This window comes from Candidatus Zixiibacteriota bacterium, assembly GCA_035380245.1.
GTDB lineage: Bacteria > Zixibacteria > MSB-5A5 > GN15 > FEB-12 > DAOSXA01.
Map to the genome: position 1 here is coordinate 525,110 of DAOSXA010000001.1, position 23,362 is coordinate 548,471.

Genomic DNA, 23,362 nt, shown 5'->3' on the forward strand with positions numbered 1-23,362 from the left:
AATACTCCTAAATTGCATCATAAATCTGCTGCATCAAGATTGAACCGGCCACCGCCACGTTAAGTGATTCGACCTTGCGATCATGTTCGAGCCGCACCCGCAAGGAGGCCAATTCCAGCAATTCGGACGAAAGTCCCTCCGCTTCGGAACCTAGCGCCAGAATCAGTTTGCCGGTTCCTTTGATTCCGGCGGTCAATCGGCGAATCGGCTCACCGCGTAAATCCGCGGCCACCAACCGCCAGTCACTGTCGGCCAGACGCTTACGGAGTGTGTCGACATTAGTCCGAGCTGTTTTAATCGCAAACAGCGCTCCGGCCGAGGCCCGCAACACCTTGGGCGCATATACTTCCGCCGCATTCCCGCATAAGGCCAGACGGTCAAAACCGAATGCCAGCGCCGATCGGATCAGCGTACCGAGATTGCCGGGATCGTTTATATCTTCACACAATAGTATATTACGGCCGGAACCGGTCCAAAGTTTTGCCTCCGATTGATCGGGCAACACGAATCGTCCGAGAATCCCCTGAGGCGAACGGGTATCACTCATACGCTCCATCTGCTGCGCCGTTACGGCTTTAACCTCGACCCGACGCGAACGGAATCCCTCGGCCAGTTCAAGACCGCGTTCGGAAAGCAGCGACTCGCTGAAATATACCGTTTCCGGCAAAAAACGATGACGCAACGCCTCTTCGAGCAAACGCACCCCTTCTGCGGAAAAACATCCCAGACGCTGACGCCCTTTATGACTAAGCAACGATTTTATATTCTTGATCTCGCCCGATGTTACCGACATAATTGAACCTGAATAAATACTTCCGGTGTTTGGCAAGAAGAACCGATGCGTGACCTTAGTTGGCAAGTGAAATATACTCTTCTGATCCTGCTGTTTTTGCTACCGTGTTTATCGGTATCGGCTCGCGACGTTCATGTGACGATCGGCGGGCTCGATGGACTGGCTGCCGATGACAGCCTCCCGAGTTACCCGGTTGTACTGGCTATTTCCGGCGGCGGCGCCCGCGGTTTGGCCTCGATAGGCGTCCTGAAAGCATTCGAAGAGAACAACATCAAGGTTGCAGCCATAGCCGGTACTTCCATCGGAGGGGTGGTCGGCGGTCTTTACTCGGCAGGTTACAGCGCCGATCAATTGATAACGATTGTCCGCGATATGGACCTGACCAGCCTGTTCTCGAATCAACCTTCCCGCAGCAGCATGTTTCTCACTCAGCGACAGGACCGCGACCGGCACCTGGTGTCGATTCGTTTCGACGGTTTCCATCCGGTGATACCGCGTGCCCTTACCGCCGGGCAGCGACTGACCACCTTGTTCACCAACCTGACCACCAGCGCCAGTTATCGGTGCGGGGGTGATTTTGACCGCCTGCCGATCCCCTTCCGCACCGTCGCTACCGATATCGTCTCCGGGCGTCCGGTAATCCTTTCGCACGGCTCACTGGCCGATGCCATGCGTGCCACTCTGGCCTTTCCCCTCGTTTTCACTCCCCTCGAACGCGGCAGCCAACTGCTCCTGGACGGCGGCATGGTCATGCCGGTACCGGTCGACCTTGTCCGCAGCCTGTGCGACACGGTCGACTATGCCGTGGCGATCAACACTACCAGCCCGCTGTTGCCTAAAAACAAGATCAATAATCCCGTAGATATCGCCAACCAGGTAACTTCGATCATGTCCGCCGACAAGTTGACTTCGGCCCTGGCCGATGCGGACTGTATCGTCACTCCGTTACCCGACGATATCACTTCGACCGATTTCGAATTGAGAGACAGCCTGGTCGGGTTAGGCTATCAGGCGGGACTGATCGCCGTACGCAAGATAATCCGCGACCAGTCCGAGCGTGATGCCGCCCGCTTCATGATCGAACAGGTCTCTATCAGCGGATGCACCGCAACTACGGCAGCAGTTATCGAAGATCGTTTTATAGGCCGACCGTTCACCCGTGCGGAGTTGATCGAAGAACTGAAACGAACGGCCAACGATTACAAGTTGTTCCGCCTCGATGCCGACCTCACTGATTTGTATTTCGAAGACGGATCAGCGTATTCACTGTCGATTAAGCTCATACCGCAGGTTGCCGTCGATGAAGTCCAATTTCATATCGAGGGTAACAGCGTTTATCCCGATTCCATACTGATACAGCGACTCTACGGCGACTGGGACCGACTGACACCGACCGTCCTTCATCACGGGATCGAGGCTGTCGAGACACGTTATCGAAACGACGGGTACGATCTGGCCCGTGTCATTTCCGTTGATATCGATTCCTGCGGAAAGGATATCGTCCTGCATCTCGACGAAGCGATCATCACCGATATCACCGTTGACAATCCCGGCCGCACCCGCGACTGGCTTATTCGAGCCGGTTTTCCGCTCAAGAAAGGTGAGCCTTATTCCGCTCACAAAGGAGCGCTCGGCCTGGCCAATATATACGGCACCGAGTTGTTCGATCGGGTGGCGGTCGATCTTGAACCGGATCGGGCCGGGGCTCGGGTTCGTATCAGCGTCGAGGAGCATAAGTATTTCCAGGTTCGTCTTGGCTGGCATTGGGACGACCGTTTTCAGTCGGAGGAGTTTGCGGAGATTCTCGACGACAATGTCTACGGCGCCGGTATCGAGTATTTGATTCATGGGCGCTATGCCGAGGATCGGCAACGTTGTTTCGTCCGCCTTTCGGCGGATCGGATATTCTCCACCTATTTAACCGCCCGCTTTACCGGATTCTACAATCGCCTGGAACGCAACCTGTTCGATGAAGCCGGTGAAATCACCGATGAGCGAGAAGAAAACCGCTACGGCTTCGAGGCCAGTATCGGCCAGCAGATCGCTCGCCTGGGTATCGTATCGGCCGGATTAGTGATCGAGCAGGTACGATGCGAACAGGAGAGTACCGACGAGGTCGACGAGTTCGGTTTGCGCTCCATCAAATTCGAGTCACTGGTTGAGAATTTCGACCAGGTCAATTTCACCAACTCCGGTAAACGTCATCAATTCGAACTGCGTCTCGCCGGTGAGTATCTCGGCGGCGAAACCGAATTCACCAAATTCTATTCCTCGGTGGAGGCTTACTGGCCGCTCGGTTCCCTCCTGAACTACCACCCTCATATAGCCGTTGGTTTATCCCGCTCCAACCTGCCACCCTCGGAACGATTTTACCTCGGGGGATTGCATTCCTTCATGGGTTACCGAACCAACCAGTTGGTCGGAGACAAAGTCCTGACCATGGCCCAGGAACTTCGTTTACGCCTGCCGCTGAAGTTTTATTTCATCACTCGTTATGATGTCGGTCAGGTTTATTCGAGTACCGATCACATTAAGCTGTCCAATATCCGCCACGGCTTCGGAGTCATTGCAGCGTTTGATGCCTTAATCGGTCCCATCGAATTCGGATACGGCGTCGCGACCGGAGAATTCGAACGTTACTACCTGAACGTCGGCTTGAATTTCTAAAGGTCGGAACACACATCGCACAATCCGTGTATGAGAGGATATGATGCAAAAAAAGGCTATTCTGTTGACCGGACTTCTGATTGCCGGTCTGTCATTGACTCGCTGCAGCGACAAAACCATTAACGAGCTCGAAGACAACGACTGCGTTGAATATAACCTGACTTTTCTTAACTCAGGCACGACTCAGGAGCTCTACGACATATTCTTTCTCAATGCCGACCGGGGCTGGGCCGTGGGTGACGAAGGCGTCATTTTAAGCACGATCAACGGTGGTCGAGACTGGTTCCTTCAGGACAGCGGACAAACCTCTTTGCTTTATGGCGTTCAATTCCTCGATTACGATACCGGCTGGGCGGTAGGGACCAACGGAACTCTGCTGCGAACCGTGGACGGCGGCCAGAACTGGAGCAGCACCGTTATCAGCTCACGTCATCTGACCGACCTGTACATTTATGATCATCTGCGCGCCTGGACTGTCGGCGACAGCGTTATTCTAAATACCCAAAACGGTGGTTATATCTGGCTGGTTTACCCGCCGCAAGTGAGCGAAGTCCCCATTCTTTATCGTGTCGATTTTACCGATCTTCTTAACGGCTGGACCGTCGGTACCGGCGGTACGATCCTGCACACCGACAACGGCGGCACCAGTTGGCTTCGTCAACCGACCAACATGCTCAATCCGCTGTTCGGTATCGATATGCTCGACGACAGCTACGGCTGGGCTGTCGGTATCAACGGCACCGTCATGCACACCGACAACGGCGGTACTACCTGGACCAAGCAGTCCACTCCGGTCGGGACGATCCTGCGCGGCGTCACCTTTGCCGATTCCCTGATCGGCCTGGCGGTTGGCGACGACGGCACCGCCGTTCATACGATCAACGGCGGCGTGACATTCGAACAAATCGAATTGGGAACAACTGATTGCCTGCGCCAGATCGCACCGACCAACTCACGCATCTCCATAGCCTGCGGCGAGAACGGGACGATCATCAAGTTCGTCCGGATCGATGTTTCATGTGAAGAATAACTGCGGCGGCAGGTCTACCAGGCATAACCGGCGCTGACGCGGTAGGTCTCATCGAAATCAGGATTGTTCTGGAAAGCGAAATCGAACACCGCCCGGCCGGCGGAGACACCCAGACCGGCGGTGAACTTGCCCCCGTTAAAACCGAAACGGCCGCTCACCAGCTTGCGGTATTCCACTTCCCAGCCGAAATGAGTATCGGCCGAAACCGCCCCGGTCCAGTATTGATCGGAGTATTTGCGATCCTCGAAACGTATTTCACCACTGAAGGCAAACCGCCCGACAAAGTCATTATGGCAGCGCTCCAGAAGTAAACCGGGACGCGCCGTGGGATATATCGATTCGGTATAAGCTCCCCGGCCAAAGGTCTCCCCCGAATATCGCACGAAACCGGTCGTGATGTCGTTGACCATCAGACCCAGCGTTGCCCAGGTCCGCGCATGATAAAGTAAACCGCCGTCGAAACTCAATCCCTTGCCGGACTCACCGGCCAGATCACGGTAAATCAAACGCGCGGTGAGACCGTACTCGAGCTTGTCCATGAGCTGTCCCGAAACAGCCGCACCGAACATGACATCGGCATGCGACTCCTCCCCTACTATTACGGTGCGACCGGAGTTGTCGCGATCGGTGATATAGATACCGTCGCCGCCGAGGTAATAAAGATAACAGCCGAACGCGCCGATCAGACCGCTGCTGTCGCGCCGGGAATCGACATACGCTACGAAATCATGATTGAGAAGCGAACCGAATGTCTCTGAATGCATCGCCATAACCTGGCGACCGGACAAGCCGTTGAGACCGGCCGGGTTCCAATAACCGGCAGTAGCATCAAACGGACCAGCCACGGTAGCGCCTCCCAGCGCCAGTGGTCGACCGCCGACTCCGAGGCTGAACGGCTCCCCGGCATATTTTGCCCCCAGGGCCGCCGGGACGGCTATCAGCAAGGCAACCAACAGAGCACAAACGACATATCGGATCAAGACAATAACTCTCTCTTAGTCAATTCTGAGGTTATCTATTATACGTTATCGGCCCTCATCGGCAAGAAATGTTGTGTTGTTTTTTCATGTTCGGACCACTCGTCCGTACACCGCGGAATGCTGGCAAATCCACACACAATTTAATGCTATCCGGGCAGACGGGACGTCTGCCTCCCACTAAACAAAACCACGAAAAAAAGGCGGGTGACAAAACACCCGCCTGGGGGAAATCTCATCCAATCAAAGAGTTAGTGAGGATCGGTAGTCTTTTTCGAGCCCTTGCCCGCACAGCAGCCTCCCTTGGCGCTGGCGGCACAGGTTTTGGGATCACAACCGCTCTTTACCGCCGCATTGTCAACGGTTGTCCCGGTTGCCGCCGGAATGATCTCCGCCGTATAGCCCTTGTCGGAAATCGCCTTGATCAGGTTATCGCCCTTGACTTTATCCATCATAGTGCAGACCAGAGCATAACCTTCCTTATGATCAACCTTGAGAACCTTCTGGACCCCTTCAACTTTGCTGAGAGCAGTGGTAACAGCCTGCTCGCAACCGCTGCCGGTCATCCCCTTGATGTCGATCCTGGTGAAACCACAACCCTGGTGATCGGCGCAGAACTGCTTACACTCTTCAGCACTCATTCCACAGGCCTGGGCACATTGTTCCGGAGTCATATTAACTGAAGCCATCGACATTTTGGCGTCGCTCGTTTTGGCAACAGCACTGGCGGAAGTTTTCCTGGCGGCGGTACAGGATTCGCCGCTGAACACCTGACTACCGGCCAAAACCAGCACCAGGGCGGCAATCATCAGAATAGCAGCTTTTCTCACGGAGTCTCTCCTTAGCAGTTATAATAGAGTATTTCTCTCTGTTTTCCCTATATTAAAGCGATAACCGGTTTGAGTCAATCAGTTTATTGATAATATCGGCCCATTTTCTCGCCGGTTCCCTTCATCTGCCTGCTTAGACAAAAGCATGCTTTATTTGTTCCCAAAATTACGGATTAAAATTGTCCCTTTTCCCTTGACTAGTGCGGTTTTTCAGGCTATCATCACTTACACCGGGATAAGCACAATCAAACGATGATACAGAAAAATACTCCTAAGTAGGAATTACTTATAAACTGTACCTGTAAATACTAGTCCTGCATACCGGCAACTCCTGCCGCTCTCAGGGACTGTTGAAAAAGTTATACGATCGGATATTCAGTAAACACAGATTGTAATGCGGACAACATGAGGCCGCCCGCTACGCGAGGTCACGACTCTTAATCGCGTAGCGGTGGGGGCTTGTCTCCGCCGCGACTGAGGTTTTTCACCAAACCCCTCAGATGGCGGAAGGCTTTTTTCGCGCCTATGCCGACTGTCCTGGCATCAAGTTACAGGTGGCTTCAGCAGGACTGAAACCCAAAGGAGTACACCCGCCGTCCGTTTAAGTTATGGCTGAGACCGGCATTGAGATATCAGAGCAGACATCGGACTCGATCGAGAGCTACTTCAACGACCGCTTCGACTTTGTCATAACTGTCTGTGATAAGGCCGCTGCCAACTGCCCGGTATTTCCCGGAACGGGGACTAAGCGGCACTGGCTGTTTGATGATCCGGATGCCGTTCGAGGAAAAGTGGTGGAAATCCTTGATGATTTCCGTTGCATCAGGGACGAGATATCACTGAAAATTGAAGATTGGCTTGGAAGGTACTGCGTTTAACGGTCGAACAGGGTCGGTTGGTAGTCGGCCCAGGTTTCCATTTCGATTTTGTAATGATATTTATAGAGGCATTCGCCTTTACGACAGGTAGCAGGCGCCCGGCGTGAGCTGTAGTCGAATGTTTCCCCGCATACTCGACAGGTCGCTTTACGCCAGACCAGTTGAGGTATCGAAGCACTTTTTTCGTTACTGCTGCCGGTTTTCATGAGGCGGAGAATACCACGCTTACCGTTTGAAAGCAATAACAAACCCGGTCGTTCAGCCACTTTCGCGCTTTCCGCAACTCAGCCGGTTATGTTCGTAGAATCATAAATTGGCGAAATTTAAGTCCGATATGTGGATTCGATTCAACCTGTACGGAGTTTCCCGCTTAAACGTTCCGAAACATTTGAAAGTTGACGCCGATTTTACCGATGCTGTTAATACCGAAAGGATGAGTACACCGATAACGAAATCAATGAATCCGGAACTGATAAAAATCACCGACAGCAGTCTCAGACCGCAACCAGTCGTCACCGATGACTCCTGGCGTTGTGAGTTGAGTCTCGACATCGTGACCGACCTGATCGAACTCGAGCGGTATGGTTCCGAATGGGATCGGCTGTTGTTCGATGATCCCCGTCCTGTTCCCATGTCGGGTATCGACTGGCTCCTCCCTTATTTCAGTCATCGTTTACTCCCTAACGAGCATTGGGTTTGTCTGATCGCTCGTCGCGGGCAACGCCTGGCCGGAATCATGCCCGTGCTTTATCGTCGCGAACATCGTCTCTTCCGACCCTACACGATTGTCCGTACTCCTTACGACTCTCACACTTACGGGGTAGACATCCTCACCGACCGCCAACAATCGGACGAGGTGATCGAGTTCCTGATAAAAGGCCTTGCCAAACAATGTCCCGATTGGGGCGAACTTCATGTGGTACGCCTGGCCGACAGCTCTCCCCTGGTCAACTGCCTGCCGAACGGACGGGGCCTGGTTGGCACTATTCACGAACCCTGCGACGGCGAATCGGTATTATTCACACGTGGTCTCTACGAGGACTATTTCCACAGCCTCAGCCGTAATTTCAGGCGTGCGCTAAGGAAAGCCACTAAGAAATTGGATCAGTTGTCGGGAGTTCATTTCAGCGCCGCGACCGGGCTCGACGCTATCGAGGCCTGGCGGGCATTTGTCGACATCGACTCCTCCAGTTGGCGCGCCGCTCACGGTGATGACCTCCTGTCGAATCCCTCGCTCGCCTGTTCACACCGTAAAACCATCGAGCGCCTGGCAGCCAAAAACATAACACGGGTTTATTTGCTTTTTGCCGACGGCAAACCGATCGCCGGTCTGGTTGGCTTCGCCTTAGGTCATACTCTGGCGGTCAAGAAGGTAGCCCATCGCGAAGAATACTCACATTATTCGCCCGGCAACATGCTTTTCGAGTATGTTCTGCAACAGGCTTACGCCGACCCGGAAATACAATGCGTCAACTGCCTGACCGACATGTCCTGGCATCGCAACTGGAACATGACCACTCGCCCCAATCGCCACCTCTGGATCTATCGCAATCGACCGGTGTCGATGATTACCGGATTTTATCCGCGCCGAGTCAAACAATGGCTGCACTATGTACCCGGTTTGACCTGGCTCGCTCGGCACTTGCGCTTATCTCGAAGTTAAACAGGTTCTACCCGTCCGGATACATCCCCCAGTCGGGACGGCATCTCCATTTATTCATCCGACAGATCAATACAACCGACGATAAAAAATCCCCTCTTGGCTTGAGTCAAGGGGGGATTAAGTAAGTCTTTGTCAGGGGGAAATCACACCGGGAGCGATTTAAAATACTCCGAGCGTTTTTCTTTAGGGACTGACCCTGCCGGCAGCGCCGTCACTTCTACCGCAACCGGCTGGGTTCCTTTGATACGGATAATGTCACCCTCTTTAACCTGATGAGCCGGTTTGACCTTGTGCTCATTGACCAGAACGAGTCCGTTACCCGCCAATTCCTTGGCCACCGTGCGTCGTTTCACTACTCCCACAGTCGAGAGCCAGTCATCGATCCGCATTATTCCACATTCCTGATATCGACATAAGTCTTCTTGCGGATGTCCTGGATCCAGTCGTCGACCACCTTGCCGGTTTTATCCTGCCGGGCCAGTTCTTTGATCTGATCGAAATCGTCTTCGAGCGTGAACATCTTTTCCGGTTGATAGTCAAGCAGCTTCAGGATATGCAAACCGAACTGAGTCGCCACCGGTCCGCGTACCGTACCGACCTCGGTCCATCCCTGAACCGAATCGACGAATTCAGGCGGCATTTTACTGGTTGCAAACCAACCCAGTTCTCCCCCATTGGTGCGAGAGTCGTCATCGTAGGAGTAAATTTTGGCGAGTTCTCCGAACGAAGCCCCGTTACGGACTTCGTTAATCAGGGAATCGGCCAGTTGATACACTCGAACAGTGTCATCGTGAGTCGGTTGTACCGCCAGGAGAATATGGCGCAGCTTCATGCGATCATCGCTCTTATCCTCAGCTTTGATAATATGAAAACCGAACTCGGTCTGAACTACGCCCGAGATCCCTCCCGGTCGGAGATTAAAAGCGGCCCGTGCGAATTCCGGTACGACATCATCCTGGGACACCCAACCGATATCACCGCCGTTGGCTCCGGCCCCGAGTGAGGAGTACTCCTCCGACACCTGGCCGAAATCCGCTCCATCGAGAACCATCTGCCTCAGTTCTTCCGCCCGAGCTCTGATCGAATCCTGAACGTGTTTCGAAGGCTCTATCGTGAGAAGGATATGAGCCAGTTGGACCGCTTCCGGCTGAGCCGGAATCGAGTCCTTATACTCCTCGAAAAACTGTATCACCTCGTGCTTGGACACCGAGACCGTATAGAGCTTGGATTGAATCAGACGTTGCTTGAGAAGCTGGTTTTCGACCTCGGTACGGAATTTTTTCCGTAATTCGCGCAACGTAAGTCCCTCTGCCGATAAAGCATCGAGGAACTCTTCATTACTGCCAAAATTACTCGAAACCTGACTGATACGATTGTCCAGGGCTTCGTCGATCTCTTCCGGTCGGACCGTGATCGAGGTATCCTTGCGGGCCTCGATCAGGAACAGACGGTCGTTGATCATCTGTTCCAGTACTTCATCGCGAAATTCCCGGGCTTCCGCCTCAGTGCGCGGCTGGCGACCGGTCTGCATCGCTGTAAGCTGCATCTGACTGGCCACTTCAGAGGCCAGTATCACTTCATCGCCGACAATCGCCACGATTCGGTCGATTACTTCTCGTTGAGCCATGACAGCCGTTGCCGCCAGCATTAGCAGGGCCATTACCCCGCCTCGCAAAATCCTATGCATCGACTTCCTTATCCGTTGTTTTCAGCCGTATCCGCGGTCTCGTACCGACTCATGTCAATCGTCGACCAGAGAGCATCATCATTCACTTCGATGGTTGATTGCTCCTTGCGCTTTGCCACCCAGTCGTCAAAGATCGCCTGAGTCCGCTGCTGTGAAAGGATTTCGTAGATATTTCTCTTCACCCCGAGAAAATCACTCACCTGTGGGTCGATCTTGTCCTCGACCCAGAAGATCGAGTATTTGCCCATCGACACCACCGGCCCGCCGATACGACCGACCGGCGTGTTGACTGCGGCATCGTAGACATTGGGATAGAACGTACGAGCGACATAACCCAGATCACCATAGGCGGCACGTTTGCCCGGACGTTCCGAAAGCTCATAAGCCTTCTGTTTGAATTCGTTGAGTGATTTGATCGATTTCTTGAGCTGAGTAGCCTTCAATTCGTCCGATACGAGAATTTCCCAAACCTTGGCTTGAGTCGGTTTGGAGAACTGCTCCAGATGCGAGTCATAATACTCACGCATCTCGGCATCGTCCGGCGGGAGCGGCTTGGGGAGTGAATCTTTTTTCATTAACTCAGCCATGGTCAACTCGCGGAAAAGGCGGAGGTTCTCGACAAATTCAGGATCGGAATCGATCCCCTTGTTGTGTGCTTCGAGAATCAGTATCTCGTCACGTTTCAACTGGAAAATCATCGCCGCCAGGGAATCGTAATCGTCAAGATCCGGTTTGACGCGTGGCGGATAAACCGCGGCCTGGGTCAGGTATTGCATAACCGTCATGTGCCCGCCGTTCCAGGTTGCGATCGGGAGTTCTTTTTCGTTGCGATCAAGTTGTTCGAGATCGAAATCGTTTCGCGGCAGAGTTTTGAGAAGCTGTTCCGGATACATGGTCTGGCGCTTGTGCATGAGGTAATTGCACGTGGCGGTGTCGACCTTGATATCGAACTGCTTCTTGAGCGATTCCAGATATTCGAACGTCCGGCGGTGCGAGTTACGACCAGTTATCATTTGCCGCAACGACTCCTTAAGTTCGTCATAGCTGCGTTCTTCGTTGTTCGGAGTGCGGTCGGTCACCCTGATGATATACCAGCCAATGTAGGTTTTGATCGGAGGGGAGGTCTCTCCCACTTCCATACTCCAGGCGGCTTTTTGGGCTTCATCCGGGAGTGATCCCCAGGTTATGAAACCGAGATTACCCTGGTCGCGCTTGGCGGTTGGGGCGATCGAGTAGGCCACGGCCAGCTTCTCGAACGGCTCACCGCTGTTCAGTCGTTCGAATACCATCTTGGCGGTGTCCTCGTTGTCGACGATTATCTGTTTGACGTTGATCTTGTAATCGAGGTGATTGAAGAAATCTCTAATCTCCGCCTCGGACGGCTTGGATTTGCCGATAATCTCGTTGTTATACAGGGTGCTGATCAGAAACTTCTCACGGTTATCGAGTACCGCCCGAGCCAATTCCTGGGATTTATCGATACCGTTTTCATAGGCGGCCTGAATCAGCAGGCGCGTGACGATCAGCGAATCGAGTACCATGTGACGCTGGTCGTACTCGGCCTGGGCCGAAGCCATCTGAGGGGCGTTCGGCGGATAAAGACGTTCAAACTCACTCTTTTTGATCTCGTAACCGTTCACCGTTGCCAGCGTCGGATTGTCGGATCCGCTGCAACCGATCAGTGCGCTCAGACAGAGCGGCAGAATCATCAATGTTGAAACAATAACTAACTTAGCTCTCATAATTGTCTCGCAACCTCCTAACGTCACCTTTTACCCCAAAGACCGGTCCCGGTTCCGCAAACTCGGGACGGCAAAAGCTATGTAGTATATGCAATTATGCTGCGGTTGCCAAGCGCTTTTGGGGGAAGGGTAGAAGTTCAGCGGCGGACGGTATTCGGTCGCCTGTACGAATCCGGGATAAACCCCTTTCTCTATCCCTCTCTCTCAGGATGTTGAGAAATTACCATTTAGGGGCAGAGGTAAGTTCTCGCAATGAGGGTTCCGCAATACCATCTGTTTGATTTTAACATAAATATGTATCAGATATCTCCTCAACCTCGCCGTGGAACCTGCTCTCAATAAATCCAGGGAAATACCTCGCTCCAAAATCCTCCACGGTGTCGGCAGATAGCAAGTGTCGCTGTCCACCTTTCACATGGAGTATCTGCCGTAACTTCTCGAGTCAGGCCTGCGAGTATCATGCGATTGCCATTCTATTGACAATCAGTAGCATGTGATCTAGATGCTTTTAGGTCTCTTCGGCAACTTCGAATGCATTATAACAACACTCGGTATCGCAAGGAAAAGATCGATATGCATCGCCCTCAATTACCAATAGCTATTTCGCGCTGTTTATTCTGGTCGGTTTCTGGATTTTCAGTTGCAGTTCCGACGACGGACTAGCGCACGGTATTGTGACTCGATTATCCCACCCGTGAACCGGGAATGTTGAAAAAGACATACGCTCGGACATTCGCACAAATCACTGCGGAAGTGCGGGCGACGCAAGGCCGCCCGCTACGCGAGGTTAAGGCTCTTTAACGCGTAGCGGGGGGGCTTGCCTCCACCGCGATTGAGGTTTGTCAACAATCCCAACCGGGTGAGTCACCGACATCTGCCGCCCACGTCAAATTGCCAATTCCTGTAACCCGGAACCCGAACGGTGTTCCGGGTTTTCATTTGCCCGAGATCGTTCTATTCCCTATCTCTTTCAGAAGAGACTGCATACAGCTTTGGAGATGCGAAAGGAGGCTTGACCGCAATGTACCGTAATCCGCCCAAACGAATGACTTTCGTGGCCGACCGCCTGGTTGACCAGATAATCGAGGGACGTAAGACCGCTTCGGTATGTCCGTTGGGAGAAGTTGATTTGAAGGAAGGAGATTACGACGACGCTCTGGTGGTGGGCGATTATTACGACGTCTACGACAGTGAGCGTCGCCCTCGCTGCACGATTCGGATCATCGGCATGGAGCTATGCCGTTGGGACAATATCCCGGAACGGCTCTATCGCGGAGAGACCAACAGCACAGCCGATGAATTCCGCGAGGATCATCGGGAGTTTTTTGGCGAAGTCTCAGATGATTTCGAGTTCGTCGCCTATTATTTCGAGTTGGCCTCGTAAGCCGGTACATGTTCCTCGGGCGCTACGAGAAGATATCCCTCACTCCGAACCGACTTAATCAAACGCGGCGCGCCACTGTTGTCGCCGATCCGCTTGCGAATCCGCGAAACCCGCAGGTCGACCGTTCGGTCCAGGCCGTTGTACTCGAATCCCAGCACCTGTTGAAACAGCTCATCCCGGGTAACAACCTCACCGGCCCGGCCGGCCAGATACCAGAGAAGATCGAATTCCGCGGTGCTCAGCCGAAAGTCCCGGCCGTTGACAGAGACCTGTCGCGAGGGACGATGAATTGTAAGAGTCCCAACGTTTCTTGTCATTTCTTCGTGCACCTTTTCGTTTGTATCAAAATCCACGAACAACCCCGTCGTTAATTCCGACCGGCTCCAGCCGGACGATAGATATATCTTATCTGCAGAAATGGACAACCCAGATATCGTTGAGGATTAATCCTGGCACAAAAAAAACGGGACAGATAAGTGTCTGTCCCGCAAGGGATGAGAATACTGAAGGGCAGAAGACTAACAGAGCTGATCGAGCAAATAGCCGGTAAGGGTACTATCCTCAGTAACCTCGGCCGACTCGCTGTACATGGACATAGCCATATCACTCATGTCCTCCGGAGGAGGCGGCGGCGGTGGGGGTTCCATCGCCTCGAACTCGGCCTGACTGACCATACCGTCTCCATCGGTATCAGCCTCAGTCAGATGCTCAAGCATGGCCTCAAAGCGGTCATCCACCTGCCCGGCCTGCTCGGCTTCCGATTGCAACTGCGCGAGATCGATCTGTCCATCGCCGTCCGAATCCATTCTCTCGAACATCTTCTCCCGCATCTGCGTCATCATATCGGAAGATATTCCCATGTTTCCCTGAATTCCGTCTACCATAGCATCCTCCTTTCGGGATTATGATTGCGGTTCCAGGTTCGGCTCACTGTGGGCCTTGCTCATTGAATCGGTCGGAACAGCAAGACGATAACAATGCGAACGGCCGTTTATTGTATCGTTTTGTATCCGGATTAATCCCCTTCTACCCTCGGTTGTCTAACCAATACGGACGCAGACAGCGCATGTCATGCTAACCTACATACCTCCTCTTATTCTCACGGTCGGGTTGGAAGAGCACACCAACCCGACCGGTTTCTCTTTATGGATACAGCTCACCGATAACTAAACAAGCAATTAGCTATCCGTTCCCGGGTGGGACAAACGCCCGGGCGTCCTACCTTTAACGCTTGTTAAAAAAGCCGTTCGCTCTGACATTCGACAGGACACAACCGTAATGCGAGCGACGCACGACCACCCGTTATATGAAGTGAGAATTTCCAATCGCATTGCCCGGTGGTTTGTCTCCCGGCAGAACAGGCATCTGCAGAGGTTTTTCAACGCTCTCTTCAGGAGGGGTTCTTTATTACACGGAGTCCGCCATTTTCTTCTCATTCCGTCACACTGTAGCGGAACGACGGCGAGACCGGCATTGTCAAGTCCGATGCTCAACGTCAAGATCGATTCCCCCCTTTCAACCGGTAACAGGTTCGATCGAGTCATCAACGCAGAAGCTGCGCCGTTTTCTTGTTGATAATAAGCCCTATAAGTCCATTTTCCGCTTGACACAATGTCGCATGCGAGCTATACTGTTAGCGTAAGAGGGGCCGCAATACATCCACGCAGGGCTAATTGCGGAGACACTTCTTTCACACCACCTCATTTTTCAAATCCTTCAATCGCAGGCTTAAAACATCCACCGAGTTGTATCCAGCGCCGTCTGGGCCGTGAACCTGCAATCAAGGAGGATTCGCCTATGGACAACGCTTGTTGCTTTTGACCTGAAAACCATTCTGTCCAATGGCAGGGCATCGGCAACAAGAGAAGAGAACGTAAGAACAAAACACTGAGCAATAGGAGTACGGCTTGTCCGGCAACCTGAATTGCCACTCAGGCGTCGTGGAGGAGCAAGGACAGGCTCCGGCGACTGCGTAACGTCCATTCGCAGCCGACACTACCGCAAGGACCCGACACGCGCTCATCTAATGTCCAGGGTCGAGCGAGCCTGAAAAACAGGTTGCCTTCCGGCCGACTCCATTTGACTGATCAAGATCCGTAATACGACCGGCCGAGAATTCCGCAAGGGATTCTCGGCTTTTTTTGTTTCGGAGCCGGACAACCGTTCTCCATGTGGCGTGCCGTCATCGAATCCGCCCTTAACTCATTTGGTGGGCGGCAGACGTCTCGTCCGCACCTGTAGCAGGGCATGTCTCTCCGAGACATGCCATTGTGTTATCGCCATGATTTTTAATCCCCACCCGTGGACGGGAGTGTTGAAAAAGACATACGCTCGGATATTCAGTAAAACACAACTGTAATGCGGGCGACACAAGGCCGCCCGCTACGCGAGGTTAGAGTTCTTTAACGCGTAGTGGCGGGGGTGGGCTCCGCCGCAGATGAGGCTTGTCAACAATCCCGGACGGGTGGGCTACCGGACCTACTCAAGACTACTCATTCCCACCCGTGGACGGGTGGGCCACCGGACGGGTGGGCCACCGGCCGAGAATTCCGCGAGGGATTCTCGGCTTTTTTTGTTTCAGCCCGAATCAACCCACACCTGTCGGATCAACCCCATATTTCACCCCCCTTGCCTTGCCTGTCTTTATTATCATCTACTCCCCTCACCTGAGCCAACCACGCCCGCACAACATACTGTACGGGAACAACTTAGAAAATCATAATTGGGCTCATTCGGCCTCTTCGGCATTTAGGCATCAGGCTTGCATCTATCCGGTTGAACCGAAACTGAAATGGCTTTACGAAGGCGGTACGTTATGAAAGTAAAGTTTGTTCTTACGATGGATGACGTGGTCATCGACAACGAGGTTTTTGACCAGATAGTAATGGACTGGGAAAGCGACATGGATCACGAGGACGTTTTGAAGCTCTCCCACGAATGGATCACCTCACAGAATTTCCTGACCCAGCGGATGGTCGGCTTGACCCGGGTGGGCGAATCATCCCTGACAATCGAACCGTTGGAAGATTAGAATATGATCTTCGACAAACTCGCCGAGGCCAAACTCGATCAACTGGTCAATCAGGCCGGTGCCAAAGCCGGTGAACTCACCGGCATTCTGGACCCGATTAAGGCTATGATTGTTGAGCATTTCGGCCAGAACGGGCTTTATGCGGCTTATATCGTTCTGGCGGCCTTATTGTTGTTTATCATCATGACCGTTGCCAGAGTGACCTTTTCAGCTCTGAAATACCTGGTTATTCCGGCTATTGCCCTGGCTTTTGTCGGCAGTCTGATGACCTCCTACAGCTTCGTCGCGCTATTGCCGGTGACCGTTACCATCAGCTCCGTTTTCCTGTTGGTCAAGGGGTAAGTCCCCATATCCCACTGCCTTCGAGCCAGACTATTGGGGCGGTTTTGCAAATTGCAAGACTCGCTCATTCATGCCTTAACGTAAGTACCGCAAGTAGTTAAGCCCGGCACCCAGCGTCCGGCAGTGTCTTTGCACACCTGCTTTTTGAAACAATTATCCGTGAAACTAGTATTCGCCGGAAGGTAAACAGCGAGATAGTCTATGGGCGAAAAGCAAACCTGCATTAACTGTGGTAGGGACCTTGTCGATCAAAACGGCGTCTGGGTCTGCCCGTCCTGCAACATCAGCGATATTGCATCCAGTCGGATATTTATCGAGGAAGAGGAATCCGACGAATATGTTTTCATTGAATGCCCCGGAGCAACTCTCTACGAGGAAGGCACCAACAATGTTATCGCCGGGGTAAAATTCCACGACAACGACGATCCGTTCAAGGGCTACAAGATAATCGGACATCCGGTCTACGCTCCCAATCATCGTAAACGCCGTCGGATAAAACGCGAGGCGCTGGGATCGATTCGTCGTTGTCGGGCCTGCCAGGATTACACGATTCGGATGCGCCGCAAGGAAGGAAAAGATTTTTTCATTCCCTCCAGCAAACATCCCAACCGCAAAAAGCTGAAATCGATCGAACACGTAACCTACGAGCCCTGATCCGACGATCAAACAATATCACTGATTCAAACTTGATACCGGTCGTCCGGTTCGCCTCCTTGCGGAATAAGCTGGAGGCGCCTATGAAAATGGAAGTCCTTGACCGATGTGGGATATGTGCCGCTTCCGATCTCGAACAGGTCGATCCGGATAACAACCTTTGTCGCTGTCGCACCTGCGGCTTCGTGTTCGACAATCCTCGTCCTACCTTAGAAGAAATCGGTCATTATTATTCTCAGCCGTCACAATACGACTCCTGGCTGGATCGGATTGAGGCACGCGATGACCTCTGGCGCCGTCGCCTGGCTAAACTCCTGCCGATACACAAACCAGGAAGTCTTCTCGATATCGGTGCGGGAATCGGCCAGTTCCTCCATCATGCTCGTCCGCATTTCACTACTGTCGCGGGGACCGAGTTGTCCGACTCAGCGATTATTATCGCTCGTGATAAATACAACCTACCACTCATCAAAGGGGACGTGCTCGATATCGACTTCGATAACTCCACTCGGTTCGACAACATCACTATCTTTCACGTACTCGAACACGTGCCCGATCCACGAGCCACGATCAAAAAGTGCTACCGCTTGTTGTCCGATGGAGGTCTTTTGGTGGTGTGTGTTCCCAACGATCTTCGTTCGTTGAAACGAAATGCTAAAAGTTCGGCCAAACGATTTTTTCGGTCGGTCGGTATCAATCGTTGGCGAGATCCCGGTCGACTCGGATTGCCGCGCATCGCTCTCGATGGCTCCATGGATGAAATCCATCTGTCGCATTTTACCTCATCAGTGCTGCATCGCTTACTCACCGACAACGGTTTTACGGTGGTGCAGAATTCGGTTGATCCTTATTTCGTCGCTTCTGGGGCTCGTCTCGTGTTGGAGAAAATGTACTGTGCCGGGATGAGCGCGACCCGCATCGTCCTCCGTCGCAACTGGTACGAGACAATCTGGATGGCTGCGTATAAAAACATTGACTCTGATTAGCGGGCATCGCAAGTCTGGTTCCGGAGTGAGCCGATCCGTAGACCGGATCCGTCTTCGAATCCGGCCTTTAACTCATTTCGCGGGTGGCAGACGTCTCGTCTGTCTCGGTGGCCCAAACGCCTCGACTTGGCGACTCCACATTTCCCGTTGCCCTCTCAGACTGATCATCCTATTCTGTTTCCATGACGGACAACTCTCCCAACCTGTTCGATCTTCAGCCCGCCCTTTACACGATCGGTTATCAGGGCCGGACAATCACCGACCTGATCGTGTTACTGCAAGATCACGGTGTGAGGCAGTTGATCGATGTCCGTCGCGACGCCTACTCGCGCAATCCGGACTACACCGGCAGCCGTCTGCGCGAGGCGATCGAGTCCGCGGGGATCAGATACATACACCTGCCGGAGTTGGGCATCCCGAAAGAGATCCGTTCCGACGCGACCTCCGCCGATGCCTCCCGGCGCGTTCTTGACTGGTACGAGAACGAATATCTGCCGGACATCCCGGACGCAGTAAACCGTTTGGCAGGAATCGTAAAAAAATACCTGTCCGCTCTGATGTGCTACGAAACGAAGCCGAGCGACTGCCATCGCGGCCGCCTCGCCCCGCTTATCGCTCGCCTCGCTGATCTGCCTTTGGTGCATTTGTGAGGTGGTCGTAAGCGTTAGAGGTCTTTCGGTGCCACACCTTAGGGTGGTTATTGGCAAACCTCCACACGAACCCAAACGCTGGGGAGACAAGCCCCACCGCTACGCGTTAAAGGAGCTTAACCTCGTGTAGCGGGCGGCTTGGTGTCGCCCGAGTTATAGTCGAGTTTTGTCGAAAATCCGGTTGTATGACTTCTCCAACAGACTCCGAGTGCTAATAGATCACTGCGCATTTATCCTTGCTTGATTCAACAAAATGGGCTAAATTCTCGCGATTTTTTAACACGCAGAATAGTAAAACAGTTCAGGAGGCATTGTGAGGCTCCTTACCCAGAAACGACTTATCATTATCCTGATGGTGTTGGCCGTCTACGCCGTGTACGGTCCGGCGTTCGGTCAGCATGAAAACCCGCTCGATACCGTCGAGTCGGGGGTTCAGGATAGTGTCGAACAACAGGTCACAGCAGTTCCCGACGAACAGGTGGCTATCCATAACGAACCGGCCACGGAGGCGGCACCAAACGAAGCCGAACACGATGAAGAAGACGACAGTCACGGCGGACCGGTGTTGGAAATCCTTCTCAGCCTGATCGTCATACTTCTGGCCGCCAAGCTCGGCGGTGATCTTTTCGAGCGTTTCGGTCAACCGGCCGTTCTCGGAGAGCTGGTGCTTGGCATGATTCTGGGCAACCTGCATCTTCTGGGTTTGGATTTCATCGAACCTTTCAAGCATGATATAACTCTGGAGGTCCTGGCGGAACTGGGTGTTATTATCCTGTTGTTCGAGGTGGGGCTGGAGTCCTCCGTGAAAGAAATGATGCGGGTGGGGCTGACTTCCTTTATGGTTGCTACATTCGGTGTAATTGCTCCGTTCTTCCTCGGTTGGGGCGTAGGCGCCTGGTTCCTTCCCGAAGAATCGATTTATGTCCATGTTTTTATCGGTGCCACTTTGACTGCAACCTCGGTCGGCATTACCGCTCGTGTTCTTAAAGATCTCGGGAAGATAAAATCCAAGGAGGCCCAGGTTATTCTGGGTGCGGCGGTAATTGACGATATCATGGGACTGGTGATTCTGGCGGTGGTAGCCGGGATCATTACCGCTGTGGCCAGCGGCTCCGGTGGCGGAGTCGGGTCCGGCATGATTCTCTGGATTATCGCCAAGGCGGTTCTCTTTATCGTGGGGGCGGTGGTTCTAGGACAGTTCCTGCTGCCGACTTACTTCAATCTGGCGTTCCGGCTTCGAGGAACCGGCGTGTTTCTGTCTTTTTGCCTCATGGTCTGTTTTGCCCTGGCGTTCCTGGCCGGTCAGATCGGTCTGGCTCCGATCGTAGGTGCTTTTGCCGCCGGTTTGATTCTGGACCCGGTGCAATACAAAAAACTCGAAGATAAAGACGGCCATCATATTCACGAGTTGATCACTCCGATCTCCGTGTTCCTGGTGCCGATTTTCTTCGTTCGTATGGGCATGATGGTCGACCTGACCACTTTCGCTCAGGTAGAGATTCTGGGATTCGCAGCGGTTATGACACTGGCCGCCATCATCGGAAAACAAGCCTGTTCATTGGCCATATTCGATAGGAAAACCAACCGGGTCGCTATCGGTTTAGGTATGATTCCGCGCGGCGAGGTTGGATTGATTTTCGCCGGTATCGGCGCCAAGCTCATGCTTGACGGCCACGCTGTGGTGTCTTCCAGCACTTATTCTGCGGTAGTTATCATGGTCATCGTGACCACTCTGGTGACACCTCCGGCTTTGAAGTTGTCTTTGTTAAAACATTCCAGCTAGCCGGTACGGCCATAGAGCAACTTAATAGCCGCTGCCGGAAACGACAGCGGCTCTTTCTTGGAAAAATCGATCGATGTTTGTATCTCTCAATACAGACCTGTTGAAATTCCGCCTGGTCGAGGAACCTCTGATCGACGCCGACTGGTTCGTGCGACATTTGGCCACCGTCATGGCTCACGATCCGGACGGCTGCTTTGCCCTTATGGTACAGAATGAACCGGTGGGAATGATTACGGCAACCGCATACGGCAATATCGGCTGGCTCGGCTGGCTGTATGTCAAAGTCACGCAACGCGATAAGGGATTGGGTGAGCAGCTCATGCGGCGAGGTGTTGAATATCTCCACGATGCCGGCTGCCGCACGATTCTTCTGGAGGCAGTGCTTAAAGCTGTCCCGCTTTACGAACGAATCGGCTTCAAGCCACTCTACCCGACACGCCACTGGCTGATTCAACCGTCAGAACCGTTTTCGGTCGACTGCCCGAACCTGACCGTGGAGTGCTATCGTTCCGAATGCCTTGACGACTTGACCGCTTTTGACACACCGCGCTTCGGCGCCAACCGCCGAGATATGATCGAACTGGCTTCGCATAATCCGAGCTTTACCGGATTTATAGCCCGATACGAGAATGAAATATGCGGGTACCTGTTCACCACCCGCACCACGACTAATCGTCAGGCGGGTCCGCTGTTGGCCGGGGCGGTTCCGGAGCGGGCGGCAATCGTAACGGCCCTGATAAACGCCGCCTTTGAGCAAGACGACTTGCCGCTCTATATCCGATGTCCCGAGGTCGATTCTGCACGCGCCGGAATAATCCGGGCCCTTGGGGCAAAATCAGGACCGGAGTATACAATGCGGATGTTTCTGGGCGAACCCTGCCCGCCTGCGCCACCCGATATACTCTCGCTGGGAAGCCCCGGTAAAGGGTAACGAGCTATTCATAGAACGAAAAAGACGGTCACGTCGATGCAATCCCGAGGTGGGCGGATTTGTTGGTTCTGAAAAACTTATTTGACCGATTTTACAGGCATTTCGGTTCTTTTAGCCAAGTAATTGGTTGTCACTAACTTCACTGCTGTTTGGAACAAAATCCAAAAAGCCTTGTCAAAGCAATAACAGAGTCTTATCTTATCGGGCAAACGGAGATAAATAGATTGTTATTGTCGTCTTTACATATTCTCCTGCAGCGGTCTCAACCGACAGCTTTGTCTGATTTTTCCTCCGGGGAACTTGAGCCGGGGTTGAAACGTTTATCTATCAAGGCTCAGAGACGATTGCAGGGATCGGATTCATTTCCGGGGGGCATGAAATGACCGACCAGAAAGCGGCTCTGAAGAAAAGGCAGGAGTTCGAAAAAGAGGCTCTGCCGCACATGGATGCGCTTTATCGTACGGCGTTGCGATTGAGTAAGAACGATAAGGATGCGGAGGATCTGGTTCAGGAGACCTATGTAAAGGCTTATCGTTTCTGGGACAAATTCGAGACCGGTTCGAACTGCCGGGCATGGTTGTTCAAAATCATGACCAACATTTTCATTAACCAGTACCGGTCAAAATCACGGTCCCCGATGACGGCCAATATCGACGATATCGATGACAATTTCCTATACGGCCAGTTGGCCACGGTTGACGGGGCTAAAGATCCTGAACAAGCGTTATTCGCTAAAGTCTTCGACGATGATGTTAAGAAAGCGATAGAAAACCTGCCCGATGATTTCCGTCTGGTGGTGGTCCTTTCATTTCTCGAGGGTTTCTCCTATCAGGAGATCGCCGAGATAGCGGATCTTCAGCTAGGCACGGTGAAATCGCGACTTCATCGGGGCAGGAAATTACTTCAGAAGCAACTTTGGGACTATGCAGTCAAGAACGGGTACATCAAGGACAAAGCCACATGACATGTCAGGAAGCACGCGACTTACTCTATGAGATAATTGATAAAGAAGCGTCCGAAATCGATGTAAAGCAGGTGCAGGAGCATCTTAGCAAGTGTCGTCACTGCTCGGAGATTTACGATCTCGAAATCAAGCTGAATCAATTGATTGCCGCCAGATTAGGCAGTGAACAGAAAGACAACAGCGCTTGTGTTTCCCGCCTGCGCGACCGTATTCTTGTCGATCTCGATAAGATCGATGAGGAACTTGGAGGCTCTCGAAAACGCCCTTTTGAGTTCGCCGCCAAGACTCTTGTCGCGGCGGCTTAGCTGGTTATTCTTATCGGTGCTTCATATTTTCTCACCAATCGCTATCATTTCTATAACGAATATAG

General features: G+C 52.8%; 23 protein-coding genes. 14 read left to right on the forward strand and 9 right to left on the reverse strand.

Annotated elements, in window-relative coordinates:
* Positions 1-7: 7 nt before the first annotated feature.
* Complete coding sequence (locus PLF13_02085; protein HOP06061.1) at positions 8-793, reverse strand: RNA methyltransferase; 786 nt, start codon at positions 791-793, stop codon at positions 8-10.
* A gap of 45 nt (positions 794-838) precedes the next feature.
* On the opposite strand from PLF13_02085, the gene PLF13_02090 reads away from it, so the two are divergent.
* Both PLF13_02090 and PLF13_02095 read left to right on the forward strand, forming a co-directional pair.
* Positions 839-3,460 carry a patatin-like phospholipase family protein gene (locus PLF13_02090; protein HOP06062.1) on the forward strand — a complete coding sequence of 874 codons (2,622 nt, stop codon included), beginning with the start codon at positions 839-841 and terminating at the stop codon, positions 3,458-3,460.
* A 40-nt stretch (positions 3,461-3,500) separates the two neighbouring features.
* Positions 3,501-4,490 (forward strand): YCF48-related protein, encoded by a 990-nt coding sequence (locus PLF13_02095; GenBank protein HOP06063.1) that lies wholly within the window; start codon positions 3,501-3,503, stop codon positions 4,488-4,490.
* A gap of 14 nt (positions 4,491-4,504) precedes the next feature.
* On the opposite strand, the gene PLF13_02100 is transcribed toward PLF13_02095, so the two are convergent.
* Positions 4,505-5,470 (reverse strand): hypothetical protein, encoded by a 966-nt coding sequence (locus tag PLF13_02100; GenBank protein HOP06064.1) that lies wholly within the window; start codon positions 5,468-5,470, stop codon positions 4,505-4,507.
* Positions 5,471-5,718: 248 nt separating this feature from the next.
* Positions 5,719-6,297 carry a cation transporter gene (locus PLF13_02105; GenBank protein ID HOP06065.1) on the reverse strand — a complete coding sequence of 193 codons (579 nt, stop codon included), beginning with the start codon at positions 6,295-6,297 and terminating at the stop codon, positions 5,719-5,721.
* A gap of 608 nt (positions 6,298-6,905) precedes the next feature.
* Between PLF13_02105 and PLF13_02110 the strand changes: the two genes are divergently transcribed.
* On the forward strand, positions 6,906-7,175 hold the full coding sequence (locus PLF13_02110) for a hypothetical protein (GenBank protein ID HOP06066.1): 270 nt from the start codon (positions 6,906-6,908) through the stop codon (positions 7,173-7,175).
* Here PLF13_02110 and PLF13_02115 read toward each other — a convergent pair.
* Positions 7,172-7,441, reverse strand: a complete 270-nt coding sequence (locus tag PLF13_02115) for a hypothetical protein (GenBank protein ID HOP06067.1) — start codon at positions 7,439-7,441, stop codon at positions 7,172-7,174. The two genes, PLF13_02110 and PLF13_02115, sit on opposite strands and share 4 nt — an antisense overlap.
* A 47-nt stretch (positions 7,442-7,488) precedes the next feature.
* On the opposite strand from PLF13_02115, the gene PLF13_02120 reads away from it, so the two are divergent.
* On the forward strand, positions 7,489-8,838 hold the full coding sequence (locus PLF13_02120) for a GNAT family N-acetyltransferase (protein HOP06068.1): 1,350 nt from the start codon (positions 7,489-7,491) through the stop codon (positions 8,836-8,838).
* Between the two features lie 143 nt (positions 8,839-8,981).
* Here PLF13_02120 and PLF13_02125 read toward each other — a convergent pair whose 3' ends face one another.
* From PLF13_02125 to PLF13_02135, 3 genes are read right to left on the reverse strand one after another with little or no spacing between them, the layout of a single operon-like run.
* Complete coding sequence (locus PLF13_02125; protein ID HOP06069.1) at positions 8,982-9,227, reverse strand: S4 domain-containing protein; 246 nt, start codon at positions 9,225-9,227, stop codon at positions 8,982-8,984.
* Positions 9,227-10,525 carry a peptidylprolyl isomerase gene (locus PLF13_02130; protein ID HOP06070.1) on the reverse strand — a complete coding sequence of 433 codons (1,299 nt, stop codon included), beginning with the start codon at positions 10,523-10,525 and terminating at the stop codon, positions 9,227-9,229. Before PLF13_02130 ends, PLF13_02125 begins: the two co-directional genes overlap by 1 nt.
* An 8-nt stretch (positions 10,526-10,533) precedes the next feature.
* Positions 10,534-12,267 carry a peptidyl-prolyl cis-trans isomerase gene (locus tag PLF13_02135; GenBank protein HOP06071.1) on the reverse strand — a complete coding sequence of 578 codons (1,734 nt, stop codon included), beginning with the start codon at positions 12,265-12,267 and terminating at the stop codon, positions 10,534-10,536.
* A 1,021-nt stretch (positions 12,268-13,288) separates the two neighbouring features.
* Here PLF13_02135 and PLF13_02140 point away from each other — a divergent pair.
* On the forward strand, positions 13,289-13,651 hold the full coding sequence (locus PLF13_02140) for an ASCH domain-containing protein (GenBank protein HOP06072.1): 363 nt from the start codon (positions 13,289-13,291) through the stop codon (positions 13,649-13,651).
* Here the strand turns inward: PLF13_02140 and PLF13_02145 are convergent.
* Positions 13,630-13,968: a winged helix-turn-helix domain-containing protein gene (locus tag PLF13_02145; protein HOP06073.1), complete on the reverse strand. Its 339-nt coding sequence runs from the start codon at positions 13,966-13,968 to the stop codon at positions 13,630-13,632. The two genes, PLF13_02140 and PLF13_02145, sit on opposite strands and share 22 nt — an antisense overlap.
* Positions 13,969-14,169: 201 nt before the next feature.
* Positions 14,170-14,535, reverse strand: a complete 366-nt coding sequence (locus PLF13_02150; protein HOP06074.1) for an EF-hand domain-containing protein — start codon at positions 14,533-14,535, stop codon at positions 14,170-14,172.
* Between the two features lie 1,931 nt (positions 14,536-16,466).
* Between PLF13_02150 and PLF13_02155 the strand changes: the two genes are divergently transcribed.
* The 9 genes from PLF13_02155 (at position 16,467) to PLF13_02195 (ending at position 23,297) form a co-directional block, all read left to right on the forward strand.
* Complete coding sequence (locus PLF13_02155; protein ID HOP06075.1) at positions 16,467-16,682, forward strand: hypothetical protein; 216 nt, start codon at positions 16,467-16,469, stop codon at positions 16,680-16,682.
* Positions 16,683-16,685: 3 nt separating this feature from the next.
* Positions 16,686-17,024: a hypothetical protein gene (locus PLF13_02160; protein ID HOP06076.1), complete on the forward strand. Its 339-nt coding sequence runs from the start codon at positions 16,686-16,688 to the stop codon at positions 17,022-17,024.
* Between the two features lie 201 nt (positions 17,025-17,225).
* Positions 17,226-17,678, forward strand: coding sequence for a hypothetical protein (locus PLF13_02165; protein HOP06077.1), 453 nt, complete (start codon positions 17,226-17,228; stop codon positions 17,676-17,678).
* An 83-nt stretch (positions 17,679-17,761) separates the two neighbouring features.
* Positions 17,762-18,664 (forward strand): class I SAM-dependent methyltransferase, encoded by a 903-nt coding sequence (locus tag PLF13_02170; protein ID HOP06078.1) that lies wholly within the window; start codon positions 17,762-17,764, stop codon positions 18,662-18,664.
* Between the two features lie 182 nt (positions 18,665-18,846).
* Positions 18,847-19,314: a DUF488 domain-containing protein gene (locus PLF13_02175; GenBank protein ID HOP06079.1), complete on the forward strand. Its 468-nt coding sequence runs from the start codon at positions 18,847-18,849 to the stop codon at positions 19,312-19,314.
* Between the two features lie 313 nt (positions 19,315-19,627).
* The gene (locus PLF13_02180; protein ID HOP06080.1) at positions 19,628-21,097 is read left to right on the forward strand and encodes a cation:proton antiporter; all 1,470 of its coding nucleotides are present in this window, start codon (positions 19,628-19,630) and stop codon (positions 21,095-21,097) included.
* Between the two features lie 73 nt (positions 21,098-21,170).
* Positions 21,171-22,028, forward strand: coding sequence for a GNAT family N-acetyltransferase (locus PLF13_02185; protein HOP06081.1), 858 nt, complete (start codon positions 21,171-21,173; stop codon positions 22,026-22,028).
* Between the two features lie 379 nt (positions 22,029-22,407).
* On the forward strand, positions 22,408-22,992 hold the full coding sequence (locus PLF13_02190; GenBank protein HOP06082.1) for a sigma-70 family RNA polymerase sigma factor: 585 nt from the start codon (positions 22,408-22,410) through the stop codon (positions 22,990-22,992).
* Positions 22,989-23,297: a zf-HC2 domain-containing protein gene (locus tag PLF13_02195; GenBank protein ID HOP06083.1), complete on the forward strand. Its 309-nt coding sequence runs from the start codon at positions 22,989-22,991 to the stop codon at positions 23,295-23,297. Before PLF13_02190 ends, PLF13_02195 begins: the two co-directional genes overlap by 4 nt.
* Positions 23,298-23,362: the final 65 nt, after the last annotated feature.